This is a genomic window from Thermostichus sp. MS-CIW-37, assembly GCF_054060065.1.
Map to the genome: position 1 here is coordinate 79,038 of NZ_JBSSCV010000001.1, position 23,481 is coordinate 102,518.

21 protein-coding genes and 1 pseudogene are annotated in these 23,481 nt (G+C 57.9%); 18 read left to right on the forward strand and 4 right to left on the reverse strand.

Going from position 1 to position 23,481, the window contains the following annotated elements; all coding sequences use genetic code 11:
- Positions 1 to 2: 2 nt before the first annotated feature.
- Positions 3 to 164: a hypothetical protein gene (locus ACVWYZ_RS00310; protein ID WP_414349720.1), complete on the reverse strand. Its 162-nt coding sequence runs from the start codon at positions 162 to 164 to the stop codon at positions 3 to 5.
- A 294-nt stretch (positions 165 to 458) separates the two neighbouring features.
- Here ACVWYZ_RS00310 and ACVWYZ_RS00315 point away from each other — a divergent pair, with 294 nt between their 5' ends.
- The 13 genes from ACVWYZ_RS00315 to ACVWYZ_RS00375 all read left to right on the forward strand — a co-directional run bounded on the left by ACVWYZ_RS00315 (position 459) and on the right by ACVWYZ_RS00375 (position 15,520).
- Entirely contained in the window at positions 459 to 1,070 is a 612-nt protein-coding gene (locus ACVWYZ_RS00315) for a CpcT/CpeT family chromophore lyase (protein WP_457465430.1), read from the forward strand.
- A 310-nt stretch (positions 1,071 to 1,380) separates the two neighbouring features.
- Entirely contained in the window at positions 1,381 to 2,358 is a 978-nt protein-coding gene (locus tag ACVWYZ_RS00320; protein ID WP_457465431.1) for a hypothetical protein, read from the forward strand.
- 64 nt (positions 2,359 to 2,422) lie between these two features.
- Entirely contained in the window at positions 2,423 to 2,899 is a 477-nt protein-coding gene (locus tag ACVWYZ_RS00325) for a hypothetical protein (RefSeq protein ID WP_457465433.1), read from the forward strand.
- A gap of 64 nt (positions 2,900 to 2,963) precedes the next feature.
- The gene (locus ACVWYZ_RS00330) at positions 2,964 to 5,138 is read left to right on the forward strand and encodes an argonaute PAZ domain-containing protein (protein WP_457465434.1); all 2,175 of its coding nucleotides are present in this window, start codon (positions 2,964 to 2,966) and stop codon (positions 5,136 to 5,138) included.
- Between the two features lie 46 nt (positions 5,139 to 5,184).
- Positions 5,185 to 5,397, forward strand: coding sequence for a hypothetical protein (locus tag ACVWYZ_RS00335; protein WP_238376814.1), 213 nt, complete (start codon positions 5,185 to 5,187; stop codon positions 5,395 to 5,397).
- Positions 5,398 to 5,454: 57 nt separating this feature from the next.
- Entirely contained in the window at positions 5,455 to 6,762 is a 1,308-nt protein-coding gene (locus tag ACVWYZ_RS00340; RefSeq protein WP_457465436.1) for a hypothetical protein, read from the forward strand.
- Between the two features lie 7 nt (positions 6,763 to 6,769).
- Entirely contained in the window at positions 6,770 to 7,267 is a 498-nt protein-coding gene (locus ACVWYZ_RS00345; protein WP_457465437.1) for a bis(5'-nucleosyl)-tetraphosphatase, read from the forward strand.
- Positions 7,268 to 7,652: 385 nt separating this feature from the next.
- Positions 7,653 to 8,897, forward strand: a complete 1,245-nt coding sequence (locus ACVWYZ_RS00350; protein WP_011434290.1) for a response regulator — start codon at positions 7,653 to 7,655, stop codon at positions 8,895 to 8,897.
- 47 nt (positions 8,898 to 8,944) lie between these two features.
- A complete protein-coding gene (locus ACVWYZ_RS00355; protein WP_011434291.1) occupies positions 8,945 to 9,319 on the forward strand; it encodes a response regulator in 375 nt (124 codons plus the stop codon).
- A gap of 107 nt (positions 9,320 to 9,426) precedes the next feature.
- Entirely contained in the window at positions 9,427 to 9,975 is a 549-nt protein-coding gene (locus ACVWYZ_RS00360) for a chemotaxis protein CheW (protein ID WP_011430974.1), read from the forward strand.
- A gap of 48 nt (positions 9,976 to 10,023) precedes the next feature.
- A complete protein-coding gene (locus tag ACVWYZ_RS00365) occupies positions 10,024 to 12,261 on the forward strand; it encodes a methyl-accepting chemotaxis protein (protein ID WP_457465439.1) in 2,238 nt (745 codons plus the stop codon).
- A gap of 1 nt (position 12,262) precedes the next feature.
- The gene (locus ACVWYZ_RS00370) at positions 12,263 to 15,034 is read left to right on the forward strand and encodes a hybrid sensor histidine kinase/response regulator (RefSeq protein WP_011434294.1); all 2,772 of its coding nucleotides are present in this window, start codon (positions 12,263 to 12,265) and stop codon (positions 15,032 to 15,034) included.
- A gap of 3 nt (positions 15,035 to 15,037) precedes the next feature.
- A complete protein-coding gene (locus ACVWYZ_RS00375; protein ID WP_414329976.1) occupies positions 15,038 to 15,520 on the forward strand; it encodes a hypothetical protein in 483 nt (160 codons plus the stop codon).
- On the opposite strand, the gene ACVWYZ_RS00380 is transcribed toward ACVWYZ_RS00375, so the two are convergent.
- Positions 15,496 to 16,047 carry a hypothetical protein gene (locus ACVWYZ_RS00380; RefSeq protein ID WP_457465442.1) on the reverse strand — a complete coding sequence of 184 codons (552 nt, stop codon included), beginning with the start codon at positions 16,045 to 16,047 and terminating at the stop codon, positions 15,496 to 15,498. The two genes, ACVWYZ_RS00375 and ACVWYZ_RS00380, sit on opposite strands and share 25 nt — an antisense overlap.
- Before the next feature lie 136 nt (positions 16,048 to 16,183).
- On the opposite strand from ACVWYZ_RS00380, the gene ACVWYZ_RS00385 reads away from it, so the two are divergent.
- The gene (locus tag ACVWYZ_RS00385; RefSeq protein ID WP_414349729.1) at positions 16,184 to 17,161 is read left to right on the forward strand and encodes an acetyl-CoA carboxylase carboxyltransferase subunit alpha; all 978 of its coding nucleotides are present in this window, start codon (positions 16,184 to 16,186) and stop codon (positions 17,159 to 17,161) included.
- A 295-nt stretch (positions 17,162 to 17,456) separates the two neighbouring features.
- Here the strand turns inward: ACVWYZ_RS00385 and ACVWYZ_RS00390 are convergent, their stop codons facing one another.
- Positions 17,457 to 19,232 carry a phospholipase D-like domain-containing protein gene (locus ACVWYZ_RS00390; RefSeq protein WP_457465443.1) on the reverse strand — a complete coding sequence of 592 codons (1,776 nt, stop codon included), beginning with the start codon at positions 19,230 to 19,232 and terminating at the stop codon, positions 17,457 to 17,459.
- Positions 19,233 to 19,333: 101 nt separating this feature from the next.
- Between ACVWYZ_RS00390 and ACVWYZ_RS00395 the strand changes: the two are divergent.
- Positions 19,334 to 19,891 (forward strand): annotated as a pseudogene (locus ACVWYZ_RS00395) (transposase).
- Positions 19,892 to 19,919: 28 nt separating this feature from the next.
- Here the strand turns inward: ACVWYZ_RS00395 and ACVWYZ_RS00400 are convergent.
- Entirely contained in the window at positions 19,920 to 20,951 is a 1,032-nt protein-coding gene (locus ACVWYZ_RS00400) for an RRXRR domain-containing protein (RefSeq protein WP_414341962.1), read from the reverse strand.
- A gap of 305 nt (positions 20,952 to 21,256) precedes the next feature.
- Between ACVWYZ_RS00400 and ACVWYZ_RS00405 the strand changes: the two genes are divergently transcribed.
- From ACVWYZ_RS00405 to ACVWYZ_RS00415, 3 genes are all read left to right on the forward strand, one after another.
- Positions 21,257 to 21,343 carry a fasciclin domain-containing protein gene (locus ACVWYZ_RS00405; protein WP_414400693.1) on the forward strand — a complete coding sequence of 29 codons (87 nt, stop codon included), beginning with the start codon at positions 21,257 to 21,259 and terminating at the stop codon, positions 21,341 to 21,343.
- Between the two features lie 67 nt (positions 21,344 to 21,410).
- Positions 21,411 to 21,608, forward strand: coding sequence for a hypothetical protein (locus ACVWYZ_RS00410; protein WP_457465444.1), 198 nt, complete (start codon positions 21,411 to 21,413; stop codon positions 21,606 to 21,608).
- 190 nt (positions 21,609 to 21,798) lie between these two features.
- Positions 21,799 to 23,301 carry a DUF697 domain-containing protein gene (locus tag ACVWYZ_RS00415; RefSeq protein WP_457465445.1) on the forward strand — a complete coding sequence of 501 codons (1,503 nt, stop codon included), beginning with the start codon at positions 21,799 to 21,801 and terminating at the stop codon, positions 23,299 to 23,301.
- The last annotated feature ends 180 nt before the right edge of the window (positions 23,302 to 23,481 follow it).

Here is a 23,481-nt window from a genome sequence, read left to right on the forward strand (position 1 = left end):
CCTCAGCCGCTGCTGGCAACCTCAACTGGCAGACGAGAAGAAGCTGGCTCGCCTTGTTTCCAGTCTTTTTCTACCGCGAAGGCAAGAAGCGATGAAATCAAAAAATGTAAATCGGCTTTACCTCGCGCAAAAAGGCTTAGATCGGTTTTCAATCTGTTTCCCATCTGGGATCCCGGCCAATGCTCCCTATCTTTCGTAGCGGCAGTTTTTTACAAAAGAGAACGTTTCTTGACCTAGCTTTACAACATGAACAAAGATGTCAGCCCCGATCGCGGCTTTGCAGCTTGCAAGGGATCCATTTTCAGTATCGGAGCGAACATTCTCATAAAGGATACATAATTTAACACTTGCTGCAATCCTCGGTCGGGCCTGAGGTTGGGGCAAAATCTGAGAAGGTTCTCTTCGATTCCCTAAGATTTTCGGTACACACCTTCTACAGAAGTTCTGGATGCCCGCTTATGCCTATTGGGTTGGATCGCACTCCTTCCCCAGAGCTGCTGCAGATGGCGCGTTGGCTGGCAGGAGACTTCAGCAACCAAGAGCAAGCCTGGGAGAATCCACCGTTTTTTGCCCAAATCCGAGTGGCCTATCGCCCCTTGCCGGCCCAAGTTTTGGGCGGGATCGGCTTTTATGTGGAGCAAGCCTACAGCGGCCATTTGGAGGATCCCTATCGGCAGGCGGTGGTGGAGTTGACTCAGGCGGGCGATGGGATCCTGATTCGCAACTACCGCCCTCTGGAGCCGCAGCGGTGGCGGGGCTGTGCTCGGGAGAGGGCAGACCAACTGAGTCAACTGAGGGCTGCCGATTTGGCCTATCTAGAGGGGTGTGATGTGCAGGTGAAGAGGCAGGGATCCCTCTTCATCGGCGCGACGGAGCCGGGGTGCCGGTGTTGCGTGGTGCGCAACGGCCAAGCCACCTATTTGCAGACCACCTTGCACCTGAGCGAGAGCGAGTTTTGCAGCCATGACCGAGGGATGGATCCCATCACCCACCGACAGGTTTGGGGGGCCCTGGCGGGCGCTTTTCGCTTCCAAAAGGTAGTCGATTGGCAGGCAGAGCTGCTGCTGTAGGCTTCGGCCCAGCCAGCCCTGCAACCCCACAGTTGACAGCGCTATTGCGCACTCTCCCTCAGCCAGCTTTGTGTACACTGTCCTTGGCCGGGATCCAAATCCCCCAGGTTTGAGCGTGCTGTTTACCGGTTGCAACCGGGCTAGGCTCCTTTTAATTCAGTGTGGGTATTCAATGCAGGCGAGGTCAAGCCCAAAGAATGAGCCACGGTCTGGGCGGGCTTGGCACAGCCCTTGGGGAATGGCAATCGCCCTAGTTGGGATCTTGGCCTTGCTGCTGCTCGGTGCCGGATGTTCTGGCCAGGGGGAATCTGTGGCTTCCCCCCCTGCGTTGATCCCTCTCCCACCTCAACCGGGAACCGAGTCGATTCCCATGCCGGTGCGTACCCTGGGCAACAGCCGCTTCAAGCTCCTGGGCCTGACAGTGGGGGTGGCCGGGAGCGGAGCTGAGGTGTTACTGGATACCGGCTCGGCAGGTTTGCGCATCATAGCGACAGCAGCAGGTCGCTTTGGCCTGGAGCGGACGGGGATCCCTTCCACTGTGACGTTTGGAGATGGCACGCAATTTATCGGCGTGTTGGCCCGCGCCCCCTTCAGCATAGGCGGGATCCCCAGTCGAGAGCCGGTAACAATTCAGTTGATCGACCGGATCACCTGTGTGGACGCCCTGGTGGCCAGTTGTTCAGAGAACTTGTTTGGAGAAGGGCGGCCCTTCGCCGGGATCCTAGGCACGTCCTTGGATGAGCGCAGCCCCGACCGCGAGCTGTTTAGTCCGCTCACCCGCCTTCCGGGCAATTTCCGCTCTGGGTACATTATTCAAACGGGGGGCTTCAACTCCACCCAGGGCCTGTTCACGGTTGGCCTAACGGCTGCCAACACCGTCGGCTTCAATTTCCGGCAGTTTCCCCAGGTGGGAAGCTTTCCCGATGGCACACCCATCTGGCGGGATGAGGCTTTGCAAGTGGCCTACAGCATTAGCAACACTTCCATTCAAAATGCCCTCAGCCCCACCGTTTTTGACAGTGGTTCTTCCGACATTTTTCTCAATGTCAGGCTGTTGGGGGCAGCTCCTTTCTCCACCTCGACCTTGCCCCCCGGCGCTGAATGGCGAGCTGTGCTGGAGGGGGCTTTTGACTACCGCATTCGGGTTGGCTTTCCCATTACGCCCAGCCGGGATCGGATTTTCGTCAACGGCAACCAGGGGGTGCAACTGTTGGGCATGCCGCTGTTTTTCAATATCGACGTTGCCTTCGATGTTGAGGGCGGGCGGATCGGCTTTCGCGTGCGTTGAGACAAAGTTGTTTTGAACCATCCCAAACGTTAACGTTGGGTTCAATTGCGGAGAAAAACTTGCCATGTTCGGTCGAGCCTTGAAAACCGGGAACAGCACGCCGCACAGATGGCCTTGGGTTTGGGGGCTACTGCTGCTCTGTTGGCTAGGGCTGAGCGGGCCGGCTTGGTCGATCAGCTTAGGGGATCCCTTGCCGGAGTGGGCTGAGTCTGTGCAGGTGGGACGACAGCGGCTGCGCGGGGTGGAGCAATACCGAGGTCAAGAGCAGATCCGCGCCTATGGCAACGAAGCGGGACGGGTGTTTTGGATTCAAATCCACAGTCATTCAAACTTACCCCCGGATTACCGGGAGTACTTGGGCGAATACCAACACTTTCCGGTAGAAGTCGTAGAAGTGGTGCCCTTGCGAGCCCGACGGCTGCGCTTCCGTCAGGGGGATCGCAGTGCTGAGTGGCAGGTGGTGGGCATGAGCGGTCGGTTTCAGGCAGAGGCGATCAGCGAAGATTTGGCCCCGCCAGGGTTGTTTGGAGATCCCTCGTGAAGAGCAGGAGAATTAGAGCTTATCCTAGAGATCCTAGAGAGAAACTTGAAACTAGAGTCTGCCAATGAATTTACTCCAGAAGAAAGTTGAGGTTACTCTTAATCGCTTCTTCGTCAAGGAGCTAACTCAAGAAGAGCTCACCTTCTATGAGTATAGTTGCAGGCCAAACCCTCTTCCAGATCTAGGAGAGGAGCAGAGGGCTCTCTCCAAGATTTGTAATCAGCTAGGTGTAGTGGCTGTTCCTCTAGAGGGCTGCATTATAGCTCGGGAAAAGGTTGACCCCGATAAACTTAAGACAAAGGACGGGGAACTAGAGGAAATTGGACAGAGAGTTCTAAACTGCACCAATGTCCAAGAAAAAGATGCCCTCGAAAGCTTTGAGCGTAGGAGGCTACGGCTGTGTCTCAAATCTTTGTACTCTGGGAAAACCGAAGTTGAAACATCAGGAGGCAGCTTACTTTGGTGGAACAAGGAAGAAGTTGATTGTGGAGAGGGTTGGAAAATCCACGAAGGAAGAAGAATAGATGTTGTTGTCAACCAGGACAGTGAGCTGTACATAGAGATAGATGTTCAGTACCATTTCTACACGCCATGGACCTTGCATGAGTGGCTTAAGAACTATCCAGATGTCCCGATCCATCGGGTCCAGAACACATACGATAAACGCCAGACTTGGGAATATCTGGGTATCCTTTCCAAACAGTCGCCGTGGGAGATTCAATTGCCAGAGCTGAACATGAGTCTAGCGGAGTATCATTTGCAGAAGCACAGTGCACCTAGAGAGGAAGTGGAAAGCTCCTGGGTAGTCGAAGTATCTTCAGGTCGAGGGTGTTTTCCCCATCTGTCTCGAAGGCTATCGCCTGTCTTAACTTTGGAGATGCTGGCCAGCATAGAAGATGCTAGAAATCCTGGTAAAAAAGTCAGTGCTTCGGTCATCGAGCATTTTAGAAAAAGTTTAGAATATAGACTTCAAGAGTCTAAAAAAGTTGCAGAGACTATCATAAGAAGAATCTACAAATCTCCCATTGCTCAAGAGAGAATTCAGCCTCTGAAAATAGAGGGCTATATCCTGCCAAGGCCAAGACTACTGGGTCGCAACAATCAAGCAATCGAGAACCCAGCCAGAGTTAGGTACCAAGGATGTGCAAGAGTTGGCGAGACAAAGTTTGGACTTCTAAATCTTGACGATAATAAACGTGAGTATCCTACTGAGGTTCGCAAGTGCCTACTTGAAGTAGCTAAAAAGAGCGGAGCAAGAGTTAAAATAGACTTTTACGCAACCCGTCAAGATTTGCCTGAAGGCGACCTTGCTCAACAGAGGTTTTGGCAAAGCTGGGCCGACAAAGGGATCAAAACCGTTCTGGTTGTCATGCCCTTGTCGCCTAATGAGCACAAGCAAAAGATCCGCTTGCAAGCACTTCGAGCAGGAATAGCAACTCAGTTTATGATTCCTGGAGCTGACCCCTACAAAGCTCTAAATGTCGTACTAGGACTTCTGTGTAAAGCTGCGTGGCAACCCGTGTTGCTTGAACCCCTCGATCATCCTGAGTGCTCCGAGCTTACCATTGGTTTTGATGTGGGGACGAATCGAGAGCTTTACTACGGAACCTCTGCCTTCGCGGTACTGGCCAATGGTCAAAGCTTAGGCTGGGAGTTGCCCGATATACAAAGAGGAGAAACTTTTTCCGGCGAGGCAATTTATCAAACCGTGTCCAAGCTCGTCAATAGATTCTACAAAAAATTTCATCGATACCCTAGAAAGATTCTTTTGATGAGGGATGGCTTAGTTCAAAGAGGCGAATTTGATAAAACAATTGAGGAACTAAGAAAAGAAAAGATTGCTGTGGATATTGTTGGGGTGCGCAAAAGTGGCGCGGGAAGAATGGGGATTCAAGAAGAAGGCAGATATAAAGATGCTGCAATGGGCACTGTCATTTTTGACCATGAACGAAGGTCATTTATGCTCGTAACAAGCCAGCCCATTAAGAAGTCCTCGGTGCCAATTGGCAGCGCAAGACCGCTGCGAGTTGTCCATGAACACGGCAACACTCCTTTGGAAGTTCTGGCTATACAAACTTACCATCTCTCCCAGCTTCATCCTGCTAGTGGGTTTCAGCCTTGCAGGCTCCCTTGGGTGTTGCACTTTGCCGACAAAAGCAGTAAAGAGTTCCAGCGCATTGGCAACAGCATTTTTAGTGTGCTGCAGAACATAAACCGAGAGAAGTTGATTGCCGTCTAGCCAAGGGAGGGGATCCCCACCTGCCGGCCTTGCTAGGATTGGGGGGGTGGTTGGTGTTGCGGCTATGGAGATGAATGAGGTCTGGAAGACCTTTCTGAGCAATCCTGTTCCGTTCTGTGGCGGTTTTCTCAGCGGCCTGCTGCGTTTAGATGTGAAGCAAGATCCGCTGCGCAGTTGGCTGGAGTCCCAGGGGCTGAGGGTGGAGGAGCCCCCGCCTTCCGGTCGCTCCGACGGCCCCCAATCCATTTCCATTGAATAGGCGTACTCAATCGGCGGGCAGAGAGTAGGGATCCCTTCCAAAGGGTTACTCACGGTCGTGGGAAGCGCTCCGATCCCGGCAGAAGCAGTGGCAAGAAGGGCAGCAAGAGCGGTGTTGCGAGGTGAGCTGATGTTCCCTGAACCCTCCCAATTTAGGAAGCGGCAGGGATCCCTTCGAGGCTGGGGCTATCTCGGCGGGGTGGTGTTCCTGGCAACGGGACTGGTCGGTCTGCCGTCAGGGGATCCAGCCGTGGCCCAATCGGCTCCCTCTTCTCTTGCCAGCCCTAAGCAGGATCCCCAAGCTTGGCTGGAGCGCTACAACGCCGCTCTAGAGCAATTGCCCCCTTTGCCCAACTTGCAATATCGCCAGCAGGTGCGGGTAGAAAGATCCCAAACCTTCACAGCCACGTTGGATGTGCTCTACCGCCGCGACGGCAGTTGGCAGGCTTGGGTCGCCGAAGGGGATCGCATCCGCCTCTTGGATTCGCGCCAATTGGAAGTGGTGAACCAGTCGGATCTGCTGCAGCTGTACTCGGTGTATGTGAGCCGACCGGAAGCCCTCTTGCCCTCGGTGAGCTTTTACTTGAAGGCGGATCCCAGCCGCTACCGCGTCCTCTCCTCAGAACGGGTGGATTTGGCTGGATCCCCTGTCCAGCACTTGCGCCTAGAGCCCATTCAGGAAGGCCAGTTGCGGGAGCTGTGGCTGGATCCGCAGTCGGGGCTGCCGCGGCAGGTGTTGTTGTTTTTGTCGGGGGTGTGGGGGCAGGCCTATGTCCTGATGGGGTTTACGGCGGTGCCAGCTCCAGAGGGAGGGGAGCGCTACTGGCTGCCGGAGAGCACCCGCATCAATTTGGGCTATGGCTTTTGGACCCTGGAGGGCCTGAACCGCCGCGTGTTCAGGGGATCTCTTTCCATCCAGCACGACTATCAGGACTACCAAATCCTACCGGAAGGTGGGGAGTTGCGCTTTTTGCCTTCGCAGCCCCCTGTAGATGCCCCGCCGGTGGTAGCCGGCCTGCCAGGGAGTCCATCCCCGATTGAGTTAGGGGACGTGCAACCCTTGGGGGTGGACGAGCAAGGTAACCAACAGTTCAGACTGGGCTTGGGCAGACGCACGGCTGCAGATACCCCCTTGGCAGACCGCATCGCTGCCTTTAACCTAACCCGACCGGCCAGCCGCAACGCATTAACCCAGATCGATACCTTGGCCTTCTTGCCTTTGGGCGGCGACCAGTTGCCCATCTATCTCTTCCAATTCGACACAGGCCGTCCCCTCTCGCCCCTGCAAGGGGTGGAGCGCCCGCGGGTGGATCCCAATGAGGTCTTCGCTCCCAGGCCGCCTGCCATCAGACTCTTCGGAGATTAGTTCCCCAATGCTGATAGATGCTGCCTATGGGGTGATCCCCATCCTGCCCCACCCACCCGCCCAGGAAGCTCCCAGACTGGGCTCTTCTCATTTGTATCTGCTCATCCAGCACCAGAAGGGGCATTGGGCTTTCCCAAAAGGGCACAAGGATGGCTCCGAAAGCGACCTGGAGGCGGCACAGCGAGAATTGCGTGAGGAAACCGGCTTGACCGACTACCAGCTCCTAACCCTGCCCGGCCAGCCTGACCCTCTGACGCTGCAGGAAGCCTACACCTTTACGGATCCCGAGGGGAACCGAGTGGCCAAAACCGTTACCTACTACGTGGCCTTGTTGCCGCCCCAATTTCCTCCTCCGGCCCTGCAGGTGCAACCGGAGGAGGTGGCCGCCTACCGCTGGTGCTCCTACCCCGAAGCCTTGGAGCAGATCAGCTTTGAAGAAAGTCGGCAACTGCTGCGCCGCTGCCAAGCCCACCTGGAGCAGCTTTGGAAATTGGAGAAGACCTAAATTCCGTATTTTTACGGAAGAGGTTTATCGGGGTTACCTTTATCTTGTCTTGCAGGCTTTCCGTGGGAAGTTCCCGAGTAAGAAAGCCAGCAGACAATCTGAGGGCTAGCCTTCACCTTTAGAGATTGGCTGATGAGCAATAGTCATCGATCTCCCCAGGAGGAGAGTTTTTCTGAATACGAATTGAACGCTGAAACTGCCTTTGAGTTCGTGCAGCCTTGGCCGTCTTGTTGGGCTTGGCTCATCTAAAGATCTCGTCTGGGTCAGGGCTGGGCTTGAACTGTATTCTGGAAAGCATTTTTTCACCGGCTTGTGGGGTAGCTAAGACTTCAGTCGTGTCATCAACCTCAGCGCAGGAAATTGTCCGAGCACGTCCTCTCGACCCATGAACCGTCCCCCCGTCTGTACAGAAGTCTCGGCCCATCTGCTGAACGCAGAGGTCAGCTTCACAGGAGTTGTTCGGTATTTCAGTGCCTTGGACAAAGGGGAGGGGCTGGGCACTTGGTCATTGGTGTTTCACCAAGGTCGCCTGGGGTTTGCTCACCACAGCTTGGAGCCCTTGGAGCGCTTGGATCGCCACCTGCGTCGGCTCAGCCATCAAGTCTTTTCTCTGACTCGCCAAAATTGCCTACGCATCCATCGGCAGGTGGAGGCGCTATTGGCTCAGGAGACTGGGCCTCTACCTGCAGACCTTCTGGGGCTGAGTTGGATGGTAACGGAGCAACTGCTGCCTTGGGAAGCTGCGCGCAGGTTGAATGCTTGGATCGGCGAGGAGGTGCTGCAAAATCTGTTGCTGGTTCCAGGGGGCTTTCAGCAGGAGATCATCCCACTGGACAACGTGCCCACCCTGGGCCAGTGGGATGGGGGATCCCTGCTCGACCTGATCCAAAAGCGGCTACGGGCATGGCAATCTTTGGGGCCTGAGATCACCTCCCCCTACCAACGGCCCTACTTTGCCAGCCGGGCCCAGGCAGAACGCCTTCCCGCCGAGCAACAGGAACGGCTAGGCCGGTTACTGAAGGGGTTTAGCTTCCGCCAGTTGAGCGCCCTTCTCGATCAAGACGACCTCCAGATCGCTCGCCGCCTACATCCTCTGGTCAAAGCCGGTATCCTTGTCCTGCGGGATCCCCAGCCCCCCTTTGATCGGCTGCCCAAAACCTACTCGGCCAAGCTTGAGACAGAATCACAGCCCTCAGAAACTCCCACCGTCCCTCTTCACCTGGCCAACGGGCTTGCAGATCTAGGCCCATCTCCCCAAGCCTCGAAAACCTGGATTGTGGCCTGTATTGACGACAGCGAAGCCATGCTCAGCGAGTTGCAGCGGTTGTTGGAAGGGCACAACCTGGTCATTCACACCATCAGCGACTCTTTGAAAGCCCTGATGAAGCTGACCACCCTCAAGCCAGATTTGATCCTGCTGGACGTGGGTATGCCCAACGTGGATGGCTACCAATTGTGCAGCCTCATCCGCAAATCCTCCGTGTTAAAGGATGTGCCGGTGGTGATGGTCACAGGCCACAAAGGTCTGATCGATCGGGTGAAGGCGCGCCTGGCCGGTGCCACCGATTACCTGACCAAGCCCTTTCGGCAGGAAGAATTGCTGCAGATGGTGTTTCGCTATCTCAGCTAGGGATCCCTCTAAAGGTTCGTCGAAAAAGAGATAAGGAGATGTCGATCATGGTGAAAGTTCTTGTGGTGGAAGATGTGGCCTCGGAGCGACAGCTCATCAGCGATTACCTCCGCTCAGAAGGCTATCAGGTGGTAGCGGTGGCCAACGCCCAAGAGGCATTGCAGCAGATCCGCAACGACAAACCCGATGTGGTGCTGACGGACTTGGTCATGGAAGGCATGAGCGGGCTGGAATTGTGCCGCCAAATCAAGAAAAACCCGGAAACCCAAAAGTTGCCCGTTGTGGCCTGTACTTCTAAAAATCAAGAGCTGGACAAACTCTGGGGCATGAAGCAAGGGATCGATCTTTATCTGACCAAGCCTTTTACCCGCGAAGACATTTTGCGGGCCGTGAAATCAGTAGTGCTCAGCCCGAGCTCATGATTTTTGCCACTCCTGTCCTTGCTGAGCTGCGCCTCCAGTTAGGATCCCTGTGATTATCACGAATTGTTCTTAGGAGATGTCTTAGAATTGGCAGAGCGAGAACGGCAATGGCGGTAGCTTTCTCCCCACACAGCCCTACTTCTACCCGTACCGGCGAGCTGTACTTACATCTACAGTTGGGGGTAGACTGTCGGGCCCTTTTGCCCATGGCATTTGCCCAGGAAGCTCTAATTGTTGGCCCGCACCACTTTACCCTTCTCCCCAACCAGCCCGCATGGGTGCTGGGCTTGTTCAACTATCGCAATCGCATTCTCTGGGGACTGGATCTGCCGCAATTTCTCGGCCTAGAGCCCTTGGACTTTGGGCAGCCCGAACACCACTTGGTGGTGATGCGCCCAGAATTTGGGGGCTCTGCATCGCCAGTGCGAACAGGCTTGGGCCTGGCAACCCAACACGTGAAAGGAGTAGCTCGAGTGCCCGCCGAGGAGATCCAACCCTTAACAAAAGCCCAGGCAGCACAAAACAACTTTCGACTGGAGAACTTCTACGACTCTTGCAAAGGGCTGGTGTTGGAAGGGGATGAGCCTCTCTGGGTGCTCGACCCTCTTGCCATTGTCCAAAAGCTCAACTCAGTTGATTCCTCGGCAAACCCTTGATCTTGGCGACCTTTTCCCCGACTTACCCTCACTTAAAGGCAAAATTCTATGGTTTCCTTCCGTCCCCTCTTTCTCAGGCCTGCTCCATCTTCCCGGCCCCAACGCAAAGTCGCGGGATCCCGCCTGGCCCTGGCAATCAGTTTTCCTCTGGGCATCAGCTCCCTGCTGTTTGCCGTCTCTGCCGGCAACGTAGCCCGCACCTATTTCGAGTTCGAGCCGGCGATCTCGCGGCAGTTCACCCTGCAAAACCTGAGCGATCAGGTGATCTATTTGGATGAAGTCTTGACCATGTCTGCCCGCATGGCCGCTGCCAGCGGGGATCTGTCCTGGGAAGAGCGCTACAACATCCATGTCCCTCAGTTGGATGAGGTGCTGGCGGAGATTCAGCAATTGGATCCCGCCTCTTACGAAGCCTATGCAGCCAAAACCACAGCAGCCAACATCAAGCTGGTGGAGTGGGAAGTGCAGGCTTTTGATCTGATTCGGGCCGGCGAGCAGGAACGGGCTTTCAACTTGCTGCACAGCCCTGAGTACGAAGAGCAAAAGCGCATCTACGCCGAAGGGATCAACCAAACCCTGGAGGCCATTCGCAGCAACATTCAGGCCAGGGTCCAGCTTTACGAGCAAGAGCTGCTGCAGGCTTTGATCTTTTCCGGCATCAGCTTCCCGATTCTACTGCTGAGCTGGGGGATCATTTTGATCCTGGTGCGCAACTTTGTGCGGGAACGCAACGCCACCTACGAGCGACAAGTTTCCGACACCCGACTGGCCCAGCGGTTTGCCGATATTGCCCGGATTCGCCAAGAGCAAGAGCTGATCGATCCCCTAACTGACTTGTTGGGCGAGATGCGCCAGCGCTTCGGTGCCGAACGAGTGGCCTTCTATCGCTTGACCGCTCCCGAAGAGGCGCAGGTTATCGCTGAATCTCACGACAGCCGCCTGCCCGACACCTTGGGCACCCTCCTCCGCAGGATCCCGGCTCCGATCCAGCAGGCTCTCCACGGCGGGCAAGTTTACGCTTTTGGCCCGGTGCCTAGGCCAGATCTGGGCGCCGACTACCTGCAGAGGCTGGCCACAGCCCAACTGAAAGCCGAGATGATAGCGCCGGTGGTGCGTGGCGATGAGCTTTACGGTTTTTTGGCAATAGGCCGCGCCCAAAGCCAGAGCTGGTCTGACGAAGAACAGAAAACCTTGGCAGAGCTGGCCAACCGCCTGGGTCAAGCTTTGGGTAACCTGGGGGCGCTGGAGCAAAAAGCCGTGGCCGCCCAGGAACGGGAGCGGTCGGAAGCGCTGCAAAGAGAGCTGCTGCAGCTTATCAGCGAGGTCACAGAAGCCTCGCGGGGGGATCTCACGGTGCGGGCGCAGCTAACAGCCGGACAAGTTGGCATCATGGCGGACTTTTTCAACGTCATTATCGAGAGCTTGCGCGACATCGTGATTCAAGTGCAGCAGGCCGCCGGTCAAGTCAACCAATCCATTGGTCGTGACGAGGCAGCCATTCGCGAGTTGGCCGAAGCCGCTCTCCGACAGGCCACCCAAATCGAAGAGACCTTGCGCTCTGTCGAGCAAATGACGCTCTCAATCGAGGAGGTAGCCGATAAAGCCCAACAGGCCGCCACCGTTGCCGAATCTGCCGCCGCCACGGCCATCAACAGCAGCTTGACTATGGATCGCACAGTGCAAAACATCCTGCAACTGCGGGAAACGGTGGCCGAAACGGCCAAGAAGGTGAAGCGGCTGGGGGAATCTTCCCAGCAGATTTCCAAGGTGGTGTCCTTGATCAACCAGATTGCGCTGAAAACCAACCTCTTGGCGGTGAACGCCAGTATCGAGGCAGCCCGTGCCGGCGAAGAAGGGCGAGGTTTTGCGGTGGTCGCCGAGGAAGTCGGGGCACTGGCGGCCCAGTCGGCAGAAGCCACCCGCGAGATCGAGCGCATTGTGGAAGGGATCCAACGGGAAACCGGCGAGGTGGTACAGGCGATGGAAACCAGCACCGGCCAGGTGGTGGAGGGAACCCGCTTGGTGGAAGCAGCCAAGCAGAGCCTGGGACAAATTGTGGAAGTCTCGCGGCAGGTGAACCAGCTCTTTCAGGCCATTGCCCGCTCCACCGATGCCCAGGCAGATGCATCTCAAACGGTGCGCCAGTTGATGCAGCAAATCGCCAACATTGCCGCCCAGACGGCGGCAGCCTCGCAGCAGGTGGCCAACTCTCTCCAGGCTACGGTGGCGGTTGCCCGTCAGTTGCAGACTTCTGTGTCCACCTTCAAGGTGGGGGAGGCGGTTTAGCATGGGGCCGAATCCCACTTCCCTCGACCCACGCGAGTGGCAGGTTAGGCTGCAGTTTTTGGACGAAGCCCAGGCTTACCTCGACACCCTGGAGGCAGGGGTGTTGGGCCTGGGATCCCAGAGTTTGGATCGCCCCCGTTTGGATCGCTTGCTGCGGGCTGCTCATTCCATCAAGGGCGGGGCGGCCATGATGGGCTTTCCGGTGCTTAGCGACTTGGCCCATCGCCTGGAAGATGGTTTCAAGATCTTGCAGGTGGATCCCCAAAAAGCCGACCCCGCAGTGGAGCGCAACCTCTTGGCGGCGTTGGATTGCATGCGCCAAATAGCCCAGCAGCACCGCCAGCAGCGGCTTTTGGACGAATCTTGGCTGGCAGAGCGGGTGCAGCCTCTTTTCGATCAATTGCGAGAGCAGTTGGGAGAGTTGCAGCCTGAGGACAACGTCCAAGTCCTGGCAGCAGAGGCCGGGGGCGATATGCGGGTGCTGCTGTTTGCAACCGAGGTGGAGGCCTGTCTGCAGCGGTTGGAAGGTGTGCTGGCCCACCCCGAGCAGCCCTGTTTGCGGGAGGAGTTTCTCATTGCTGCCCAAGAGCTGGGGGCGCTGGGGGAAATGTTGGATCTGCCTGCCTTTGCCACCCTGTGCGGCTCAGTAGTCCAAGCTCTGGAGACGCTGCCGCCAAATGCCAAGGAGCAGGTGTTGCCCGTTGCTCAGGCGGCTTTACAAGCTTGGCGACGCTCGCAGGCCCTGGTGCTGGTCGGTCAGGTCGCTCTTCTCCCCAGCTCCTGGGATCCGGCAGAGCCTCCAGTTTCCCCCCCGCCAGAAGCCCCTCCCCCTGCAATGGCAGGAGCCACCGAGCTGCCGGATTCGATTCCAGCCGGGGCCAAAAGCGCTGCCGAGATGCTACGGGTGCCGGCTCGCCCTCTGGAACAGTTGGGGGAGCTGTTGGGAGAGCTCATAGGGGAGCGCAACCGCTTAAACAGTCGCCTGCAACGGCTGCGGGAGCTGGTCAGCTTGTTCAAACGGCGGGTTCGCACTCTAGAAGAAACCAACAGCCGCCTGCGCAGCAGCTACGACCGCGTCGCTGCCACCGTGCCTGCTTCTGTGCTCTTGAAAAAAGAAGGGGATCCCGGCCTGACCTTGGCCGATACCTTTGACCTCTTGGAGATGGATCGCTATGGAGAGATGCACCTGCTGACCCAAGAGGTGATGGAAACCGTTGTGCAAATTGATGAGGTAACCCACGATATCGACACCACCCTGCAGGAGACCGAAGGCAGCGCCCGCCAGCTCAGCCGCCTCTCCAGGCAAATGCAAACCCGTCTCGACCAGGTGCGCATGCAGCCTCTATCGGATTTGACGGATCGCTTCCCCAGAGCGCTGCGGGAGCTGAGCTTAGCCCATGGCAAGCCCGTGGAGCTGCGGGTCTTGGGGGGATCCACCCTAATCGAGCGCTCGATTTTGGAGGCCTTGGCGGATCCCTTGTTGCACTTGGTGCGCAACGCCTTTGACCACGGCATCGAGGCTCCAGACACCCGCCTGGCCCAGGGCAAGCCGGCCAAGGGCCTCATCGAAATTGCCGCCAGCCAACGGGGCAACCGCACTCTGATCACGGTGCGAGACGATGGGGCAGGAATCTGTCTGGATAAAATCCGGGCCCGCGCCTTGCAGATAGGGTTTTCCGCTGCCGACCTGGCTGAGGCCAGCTCCCAGGAGCTGCTGGAGTTGATCTTCCAGCCGGGCTTCAGCACCGCCGAGCGAGTCAGCGAGCTATCTGGACGGGGAGTGGGTCTAGACGTGGTACGCACCAACCTGCAACGAATTGGCGGCCAGGTGCAGGTGGAATCTTGGCCGGGACGGGGCACGCTGTTTACCCTCACTCTGCCCGTTTCTTTGAGCGTCACCCGCGTGCTGCTGACAGAATGCCAGGGGTTGATGTTGGCTTTTCCGGCCAACGCAGTGGAAGAATTGCTTATCCCCCCGCAGTTGCCTGCCGATTCCTTTCTCTGGGAAGGGGAGCAGATCCCTTTAATTCCTGTGGGCCACTGGTTTCGCTTCGCGCGCTGGCAGCCTCGCCGGGAAATTGACGAGACCCCCCTTCTCGACCGACCTGTGGTGCTGCTGGTGGTAGAAGACAACCGGCCCTATGGCCTGTTGGTGGATCGCTTTTGGCGGGAGCAAGAGGTAACTCTGCGCCCGGTGGAGGGAGGTCTGCCTCTGCCGTCGGGATTCTCCGGCTGTACGGTTTTGGCCGATGGGCGAATCGCTCTTTTCGTGGATCCGCCTGCCCTCTTGAGCTGGCTGCTCGCCCAGCGGGATCAGCCCTGTCAGTCGGCAAGGGATCCCCTTCCCCAGCCCAGGTTTGCCGCCCAGCCCACCCTGCTGGTGGTGGAAGATTCGGTCAACGTGCGCCGCTTCTTGGCCATGACCCTAGAAAGAGCAGGGTTCCGGGTTGAACAGGCTCGCGACGGACAAGAGGCCCTCGAGCACTTGCAGAGAGGAATTCCCATCCGAGCGGTGATTACCGACATTGAAATGCCGCGGCTGGATGGCTTTGGCTTGCTGGCCCAGATTCGTGCCCACCCCCTGTATGACCAGCTTCCCGTGGTCATGCTCACCTCCCGCAGTGGCGAGAAACACCGCCAACTGGCCCAGCGGCTGGGAGCCAGCGCCTACCTCTCCAAGCCCTTCCAGGAACAGGAGCTGATCCAAAAGCTGCGGCAACTGCTGCAACCAGCCTCTTCGGCACCTTCCACCGGCGTTTTGATGGCGAGGTAGTCCATGCCCCTGCTTTCCCCTCTGCGCCTGCGTCGTCTGGCTCGGCAAGAACAACTGAGAAACCGGCAGACCTTGATTACTTTCCAACTGGGCTCCTACTGCTTCGGCCTCCCTGTTGATCGGGCGCGGCGAGTTTTTAGCTGGGCAGAGTTTCAGCTTGCTCAGGAGGGCGGCCCCCAGCTTTTGGATACCGGTCGTTTGTTGCTGGGCCGAGGGATCCCTTTTCAACCGGAAGGGGTTATTCTGTTGCAGCCAGGCAGTTCTGAGGACGGATTGTCCGACCAGATCGACAACCCAGAAACAGGGGCTCTGCCCATTCCCACTCAGCCCCTCCTGCGCCGTCTGCCCTCTTCCCAGTTGCAGCCTCTCCCCAGCCGCTATGCAGCTCAGGCCCGCCAACGGGGTATTGTGCAGTGGATCCCGCCAGCCGAAGGCCAGCTCCCCCTGTTGGTGTTCGACCCTCATCTCTGGCCTGCCTGTTCTTGAGCGGGGAGAAGGGGCAGTTGCAGCTCTGGATTCTCCACGCGGGTTAGCTCCCAGCGAAAGGGCTCCCCACCCCGTCGCTGCCAATTCAATCGGAAGGGTTGCTCCAGCGCATTCACCTGATCCCGCGTCAGGTTGGCCAAGGGGCCGCCGGATCCCTCGATAACAAACCAGAGGGTGGCCCGTCCTTGGCGACTGGGATCCCCTGGGTCGAGCTGCACCTGCAGCGCTTGGGGTTGGAGGCGCAAGCGAAAAAATTGGCCGAAGATCTCGCGGCTGTAGGCCAGCGCCCGCTGCTTGTTCAGGCCCCAACCATCGCTATAGGCCTCAGAGACCAACATCTCCACCTGATCCCAGTTGCGCTGCTCCACCGCCCGCAGCAATCTCTGGGTGTGGGCCCGGATTTGCCGCTCAGGCCGCCCGTATTGCCAAAAGGCTCCCACCCCGATAGCCAAGACGACGGATCCCACCACCCCCCAGCGCAGCCAGGGGGGAAGGGGTGAAGGGGGAGAAGAGACAGAAGCAGACAAGGGATCCCTCTTGGGCAGTAGGGGGATTGCTCCCTCTAGCCTACGGGATCTACATGTGAGAAGATCAAAGCCTGACCCCGAAATCTGTGCAGCCTCTGCCGGTCACAGCACGCTCCCGAAATTTAGCCAACCGGTCATGACCAAGTCCAACGACCGCCTACTGCTGGAGTTTGAGCAGCCTGTCGCCGCCCTAGAACAACGGATTCAGGAAATTCGGGCCTTGGCAGAAGAAAACGACATCGATGCCTCTGAGCAAATTCGCCAATTGGAAGCCAAAGCCGAAGAGCTGCGCCGTGAGATCTTCAGCCAGCTCACGCCAGTAGAACGGCTCCAGGTGGCCCGTCACCCCCGCCGCCCCACCACCCTGGATTACGTACAGACCATCTGTGACGACTGGTTTGAGCTGCACGGGGATCGCCACGGCCAGGACGATCCAGCCATTGTGGGCGGGTTGGCCAAGCTGGGGGAGCAGCCGGTGATGATCCTCGGCCACCAAAAGGGTCGCGACACCAAAGACAACATCCACCGCAACTTTGGGATGCCCAATCCCGCCGGCTACCGCAAAGCCCTGCGGCTGATGGAACATGCCCACCGCTTCGGCCTGCCCCTGCTCACCTTCATCGACACGCCGGGGGCTTACCCAGGCGTCAAGGCGGAAGCTGAGGGCCAAGGAGAGGCCATTGCCACCAACTTACAAACCCTCTTTCGGCTGGAGATCCCCATCATCTGCACCGTCATCGGCGAAGGGGGATCGGGCGGAGCCTTGGCCATTGGGGTGGGCAACCGCATCCTGATGTTCGAGCACGCCGTCTACTCCGTGATCTCGCCGGAAGGCTGCGCGGCTATTCTCTGGAAAGACGCCAAAAAAGCTCCCCAAGCGGCGGCAGCCCTGCGCATTACCGCCCAAGACCTGCTGCAACTGGAGGTGATCGACGAGATCCTGCCAGAGCCGGTTGGCGGCGCCCACCGCGCGCCCTTGGAAGCTGCTCAAACCCTCAAAGAGGCTCTTCTCAGGCATCTCAAGGAACTTTCTAGCCTGAGCGGGCGAGAATTGCGCGAGGAGCGCTACCAAAAGTTTCGCCGCATGGGAGCATTTCTGGAGCTTTCTGAATAGACTTATGCATCCCTGATTTATAGTCGTTTCAGATTAGGGTGAGACACCTGGGCCATTGATCGCGCCAGCGGGACGGAGTCCTTGAAAAGCCTTTTGGCCCCCTGCATTATTGCTCTGCAACGCCGATGCGACCAACATTTTAGGCGTGGGTGCAGTGTCCTGGTTTGAACTGAAACGACTATATTTGGGGTTTAATTTGGGGTTTATTCGAGGGGAGAGGCCCTTTAGGAGCTGCTCTGGGATGAACTTCCGAAAGCACTCCGCGCCCTCAACCTGACCAAGAGGGGGCTAACTCCTACCAGGTTACCCGATCCCGCAGCTGCTCAATCCGGGCTGGGCCAATGCCATTGACCCGTTGCAGATCCTCCAAAGAGGAGAAGGGGCGGGCCTCGATAATGCGCTGCGCCAGGGCGGGGCCAATGCCGGGCAACTGTTCCAGCTCCGCCGCCGTGGCCGTATTCAGGTTAACGCGAGGGGATCCCCCAGGAGACGCCACCGGAAAAGCAACCGACGGGGAAGGGGATCCCGCCTCAGGAGGAAGAACGACCTCGACTTCCAGCAGCTCCGGCTCCGGTTCAGGCAAGGAAGCGGCAACGGGGACGGGGTTGGGGCAGCGACGGGACGCCTCTTCTGCCTGCTGTTGCAAGCGGCGGCTGGGGCCAAAACGGGCCTCGGCCATCAGCCGGTCGAACTCCCGCACAAAGTGATCCACCACTCGGCCATTGCGGATGATCAGGAAGTTTTCGTCGTTGAGGTGGTTGGCCGAGACCGACCAGTTGTGGGATCCGGTGATCACCGTGGCCTGAGGAGTGCCGGGATCGATGATGGCAAACCTATGGTGCAGCTTATCGCCGGGGGCGAGGTTGGGTATGCCTACAGACTGGGCCGGCAGCGTCCAGGGCAGGCGCGCCGCCTCCACCTGGCACTTTTCGTCGGGGAGCAACAGCCCCCACATCTCCAGGGTGCGGCTGTAGTCGCGGAAGGCAAAGCCGGGATCGAACACCCCGCGGATCTCCACGTTACGCTCCTGGCGCAGTTGCCTGAGCTGGTTGGCAATGCCCGGATCCGTAAAGACGAACAGAGCCAGATCCACCTGTCGCCGGGCTTGGGCCAGGGCGGCGGCAATAATGCCGTTGGAGGTGGCTTCATAGGGCAGGGAGCGGCTGGCAGGAGAAAAGTGAACCCCCACAATGGCATCGCCAAGGTACACCGTTTCCAGGGGACGCTTGAGCTTTTGCACGCCGAAGCGGCTATCGGGCAGGCCGCCAGGACCATCGCCCCACATGAGATCAAATTCCTCGGTGTAGAGGCGGGCCAGCTCCGGGCTGTCCAGCAGCAGCAGATGGTTGGCATTGCCGACACTGCCAGGCGCATCAAAGTCCCCGTGAATATCAGAGAGGGTGAAATTGGCCGAGCCGGTCAAGACTTTCTGCCCGTCGATCACCACAAATTTGTGGTGCATCAGGCCGCTGCCCTTGGAGCCATCGGCGGTATCATCCAGCCAGGGCACCCGCCCCCCATCCAGCAAGGCGTACACATCTCGGCTGGCAATCTCCTCGGGAGAAAACCGTCCATCGCGGTTCACATCCACCAGGTTGCGGTACTCCTCGAACTTGCGACGGCTGCGCTCGTCCAGCGCCCGCACTTCGGCAGGGGTGAGCTGGTGCCAGGCCCGCACGTAGGTGTTTTCGGTAATGAAGCGCACCGGGATCCCCGCCTGCCGCCGCTCCACCAGAGCCTGGGCAATCAGGGGTAGGTTCAGCTCCTGCACGGCAATATCCACCGACTGCCGAGCGGAGCGAATCTGGGAAATGATCAACTCTTCCAGGTTGTAGCCATAGCGGCGGATCTGGCGATAGGGATCCCGATAGGTGCTCTCGCGGCTTTGGTTGAACACCACCCGGATGCGGGGGTGCTGCGGCAGAGGGGCCAGGGTGGGCAGCTCCGGCTCTTGGGGGTAGGGTCTGGCCCGAGGACCCACCCAGTAGCCGATCAAGACCAGAATGAGAAGCAGAGCAGCCCAGGGCAGCCAGCGGCGGAGTTGCCGCAACCACGACTGGATCCCGTTCATCGAAAAAACTAGGCTGTGTTTACTTTTAGTATGAGGTGAGGATAGTTTTTGGGCAAGGTCTGATGAGTTGCCTTGTCATAGATGACAATAAATAGCAAAAGATTCTGGCTTTTCTGCGAACAGAACCCCACATTGGCAAAGAGGCAGGATGCAAGCGGTTTATCGAGGGCGTGCTGTGGATGGCTCGTTCTGGCTCCCCCTGGCGCTACCTCCCGGAAAGATGTGGAAAGTGGTACACCGTTTACCCAAGATTCCATCACTGGAGTCGCTTGGGAGTCTGGGAAAGAATGTTTCAGTTCTTCATCACAGAACCCGATTGAGAGCATCTTATCCTGGACTCAACTATCGTTCGTGCTCACCCCTGTGCAGCCAGAGGGGAGCAAGCCTTGGGCAGGAGTCGAGGTGGATACAGCTGGCAAAAAGAACGCACGAAAGTGATAAGGGAGAGTCGGGTGGTGATTCCTTCTAGGAAGAAGAGGAGGGTGGTGCGAGATTACGACCGGCATGTTTACAGAGAGAGGCACCTAGTAGAGTGCTTTTTTCAGAAGCTAAAGCAGTATCGGCATTTGTTTTCTCGTTTTGACAAGTTGGCCAGGAACTTCTTGAGCTTTCTCTACTTCGCAGGTGCTCTCTTCTGGCTAAAGATCAACACAACCTAGGTCTGAAACCCCGCTCTTGAGGGCGGCTTTACTCTCCATAAAACCTCCAGGAACAAAAGCATAAGTACCGCACATCCTCTCTTTTGGCGCTCTGCGTCAACCTCTTCCCGCTCCGTAAGCAATGCAAACTTAACCTCCCCCCAGAACTGCCACCCACAAAAGTGAGCCCCCACCTGGGATGACGCACCAAACTGCCGCGCTTCAAACCCAGACTGATAGTCCCCCCGTAGGGCAGTCTTTTCCCACCTTTGGCCGGTTGCAAACGATGCAGTTGACGACGATGAAACCGTAGAGGAACTACTATGAGCATCTGCCGGTTGTCAGGTTGCAGGTGCCCACCGGTTACGGAGTTAGCCAACACCCACGCATCCACGCAGTGAGCCTCAAAGACCTCGGCTGTCTTTTTGTTGGTTTTCTTCAGCCCAAGGGCGTCCCGCATCTGCTGGGTTTCCCACCCTGAGCGGATCAACACTTGCCCCAAGCCCGCTAGTTGTTGATAAAACCACTGCTTACCCACCTCTAGGGGGGAGAAAGACACGTCCCAGCGACGCTGGCCTGAGGTCTTCGCCTTAATGTCCTCCACCACAAATACGGATATGGGAAACAACTTGCTCAGCCACCTGGCAAGACAGAGCTTCCACTGCCACCGAGCCTTGGTGGAAGGGGGCAATCCGCCTCTAGCCCGGTTCGCTCTCGGTTGCCGACAGGGCGTTTGGCGATACCGCCTCAACCGACGCATGTTTCGACGCTGCTCAACATGCTCCTTCACCCAATTAACCGCGTCCGCTTGGATGTTGAGGTAGGTGTGTGCGGCTGATTTGACCGACCACCCTTCTTTCTTGCTTCCTGGGTCAATACCGACGGCTATGGGTTGGGTTTGCCGGTCAGAAGGTTCCCCGTTGAGACGAACACAAAACACCCCTCTCTTCCAAAAGGGAGTAGCCTTGCCGGATTTAACCCACCGCCTCGCCCGGCTGGGAGTGGTCGGCATGAGGGGGTTTTGGTTGTGGTCTACGACGGGCACGAACATGCGGTAAGTCTCCTTGCGGAGTATGTACATCCCTTCGCCCCTGGCCGACGTAGAGGTAGCAAACTAGGGAAGCATTCGCTACGTACTTTGGGCTGCCACGCCCAGTCGGCTCAGTCTCCTTCAAACGCCCCCCATGACTGGGTTGCTTGGGCAGGCTAGTCTTTCCTTGCCCTTGGGGTTTCAGGCTGGCTAGGCCCTACTCCCACAAGCCCCCAGCTAAGAATGGGGGTACTTGACGGCCTTTCTCCTCTCCAGCAATCACAGCCCCAGGATACCGAACTTTACGGCAGCTGTTTCTGCGCCAAGGTGCTCTCTGCTCTACTCTAGGGCCACCCGTGAGAGAAAGGCTTTTGACCGCCGATATTCGAGCTGCCAACGGCATCATCCACGTCATCGACGCCGTCTTGATCCCACCGCGTTAGGCATTGGGTCACCACCTCGAGCATCATAGAGGCAGCGAGATCTGGCGCTTTATTGAGGAGACCCAGCGTGGAGCGGCCTAAGTGGGTAGCAATTGTTACAGGGATCCTGGCCATTGCCTTGGGGGTGGGCTATTTGCTGCTGGCGCAGCTCTTGGATTATCGCGGGGGCGAGTTTTTGCCGGCACCGCTGGAGCCGCCAGGGATTTTGGGAGAGGGACTTAGGCTTTTGTCGGGGATCCCTGCCTCATTTGGCGGGTTGAGCTGAGGGCGTTTTCGACGCCCCGCTCTCTCCTTTGGTCTCCTGCTCGACTGCGCCCTAGCCAGGTTCTTGACAAAAAAGCTCTCGACAAAATTGTATGCTCAGCTACAGCAAGCCCTATGCTGGAGAAGCAGCTTGGATGGCCCAGCAATTTTGGGTTTCTTGATCTGAAGATTCGGGCAGGCTGTGGGTTGGGATGGTGTTGTCGCGCTCCACTTGGGTGTGGTTATGGGCAGGGCTGGGTTTGGCGGCCCTGAGCCAATATCTGCAGTGGGTTGGCGGGATCTACAGCTTCGTGGCTCCCCACTCCGAGCCTCTTGCGGATCTGGTGGTGGGCGCCATCCTTGGGGGGACAGCAGCAGCAGGTCTGGCAGCGCGCCATTGGTGGCAGCAGGCTCGCCGACGGCAAAGTGCTCCAAGTCAGCGGACACAACCGCTGCGGCGGGTTAAGTTAACGCGGAATCAGGTGCAAGCCGATCTGGAAGATGCCGATCGCCTGATCCAGAAGTTGCAGAATGACATCAGTCGCCGTGCCCTGCGCGCCAAGCTACAAGAGATCGATCAGCGGCTCAGCCAGGAGGAATTGCATCTGGTGGTGTTCGGCACCAGTTCTGCCGGCAAGACCTCGTTGATCAATGCCTTGATGGGCCGACCGGTGGGCGAAACAGCCCCCACCCTGGGCACCACCCGTCAGGGATCCATTCACACCTACCAATTGGAGGGCTTGAACAGCCCCATTTCCCTTACCGACACACCTGGGCTGCTGACGATTGGAGGGGCAGGGGAAGCGGAAGCCCGCGCCTTAGCCCAGAAAGCCGATCTGCTGATCTTGGTGGTGGCCGGGGATCTGCTGGCTTCGGAATATGCCGAAATGCTGGAGCTGGCCCGGCTGGGCAAATCCACCATCCTGGCCCTCAACAAAACCGATCAGATGCTGCCGGAGGATGTGGAGACCATCTTGACCCATTTGCGCCGGCGCACTGCCGGTGTGATCCCCGCCGAACAGGTGGTGGCCATCGCCGCCGATCCAGAACCCCTGAAGGTTCGCTACTACTCCGAAGATGGCTCTGTGCGGGAAACTTGGGAGCCGCAGCCCCCCGAGACAGAGGCCCTCATCCAACAGATGGCTCAACTGCTGCAGCAGAAGGGATCCCACCTGCGCTTGGCCAATGCTCTGTTGCAAACCCGAACCTTGACCGAAGCTGCCCAACAGGCCCTACAGGAGGAGCGCTGCCAGCAGGGTCGCCAGATCGTGGAACGGATGCAGTGGGCCACCGCTGCTGCCCTGGCGGCAACCCCTCTTCCTGCTTTGGATGTGCTGGCAGGAGTGGCCATTCAGGCACGCATGATCGGGGAACTGCACCAGGTGTTTGACCGACGCATTACCTTACGCCGGGCCCAGCAAATCGCCCAGAGTTTGGCGCAAATGGTGGTGCAACTGGGGGGGCTGGAGCTGGCCACTCAGGCTTTGGGCTCTCTGCTCAAGGCCAGCCCCTTGATGGTGATGGGGATCCCCCTGCAGGCGGTGACAGGGGCCTATCTGACACGGGTGGCGGGGCTCAGTTACCTAGAGTGGCTGTCCTCTGGGGATCCCTGGCAAGAGGAAATCCTGCAAGAGCGGATTAGGCAGCAGCTCCAAAACCGTCATCCTCTGGCCTTTCTCACCCAACTGGCCCGCCAAGCCCATTCCAGCAGCTAGTCCAAGCATCCGTCTTTTCGCCGCCACAGGCCCAACCTATCCCGTTCTCCGCCCGCTGCGGAAAATCCATTACTCCATTACACTGAATACAGCTTTCTAAATATTTTTCTGATACAGCTTTTTCTGGGCTTGACTTTGTAGAAGTTCTGTAAATCAGCGGGATCCAAGTCACAGAAGAGA

Coding starts and splice junctions, on each gene's coding strand:
- ACVWYZ_RS00310 (WP_414349720.1), bottom strand. CDS start 164: ATGGGAAACAGATTGAAAACCGATCTAAGCCTTTTTGCGCGAGGTAAA.
- ACVWYZ_RS00315 (WP_457465430.1), top strand. CDS start 459: ATGCCTATTGGGTTGGATCGCACTCCTTCCCCAGAGCTGCTGCAGATG.
- ACVWYZ_RS00325 (WP_457465433.1), top strand. CDS start 2,423: ATGTTCGGTCGAGCCTTGAAAACCGGGAACAGCACGCCGCACAGATGG.
- ACVWYZ_RS00330 (WP_457465434.1), top strand. CDS start 2,964: ATGAATTTACTCCAGAAGAAAGTTGAGGTTACTCTTAATCGCTTCTTC.
- ACVWYZ_RS00345 (WP_457465437.1), top strand. CDS start 6,770: ATGCTGATAGATGCTGCCTATGGGGTGATCCCCATCCTGCCCCACCCA.
- ACVWYZ_RS00350 (WP_011434290.1), top strand. CDS start 7,653: ATGAACCGTCCCCCCGTCTGTACAGAAGTCTCGGCCCATCTGCTGAAC.
- ACVWYZ_RS00355 (WP_011434291.1), top strand. CDS start 8,945: ATGGTGAAAGTTCTTGTGGTGGAAGATGTGGCCTCGGAGCGACAGCTC.
- ACVWYZ_RS00360 (WP_011430974.1), top strand. CDS start 9,427: ATGGCGGTAGCTTTCTCCCCACACAGCCCTACTTCTACCCGTACCGGC.
- ACVWYZ_RS00365 (WP_457465439.1), top strand. CDS start 10,024: ATGGTTTCCTTCCGTCCCCTCTTTCTCAGGCCTGCTCCATCTTCCCGG.
- ACVWYZ_RS00370 (WP_011434294.1), top strand. CDS start 12,263: ATGGGGCCGAATCCCACTTCCCTCGACCCACGCGAGTGGCAGGTTAGG.
- ACVWYZ_RS00375 (WP_414329976.1), top strand. CDS start 15,038: ATGCCCCTGCTTTCCCCTCTGCGCCTGCGTCGTCTGGCTCGGCAAGAA.
- ACVWYZ_RS00385 (WP_414349729.1), top strand. CDS start 16,184: ATGACCAAGTCCAACGACCGCCTACTGCTGGAGTTTGAGCAGCCTGTC.
- ACVWYZ_RS00390 (WP_457465443.1), bottom strand. CDS start 19,232: ATGAACGGGATCCAGTCGTGGTTGCGGCAACTCCGCCGCTGGCTGCCC.
- ACVWYZ_RS00400 (WP_414341962.1), bottom strand. CDS start 20,951: ATGTACATACTCCGCAAGGAGACTTACCGCATGTTCGTGCCCGTCGTA.
- ACVWYZ_RS00415 (WP_457465445.1), top strand. CDS start 21,799: ATGGTGTTGTCGCGCTCCACTTGGGTGTGGTTATGGGCAGGGCTGGGT.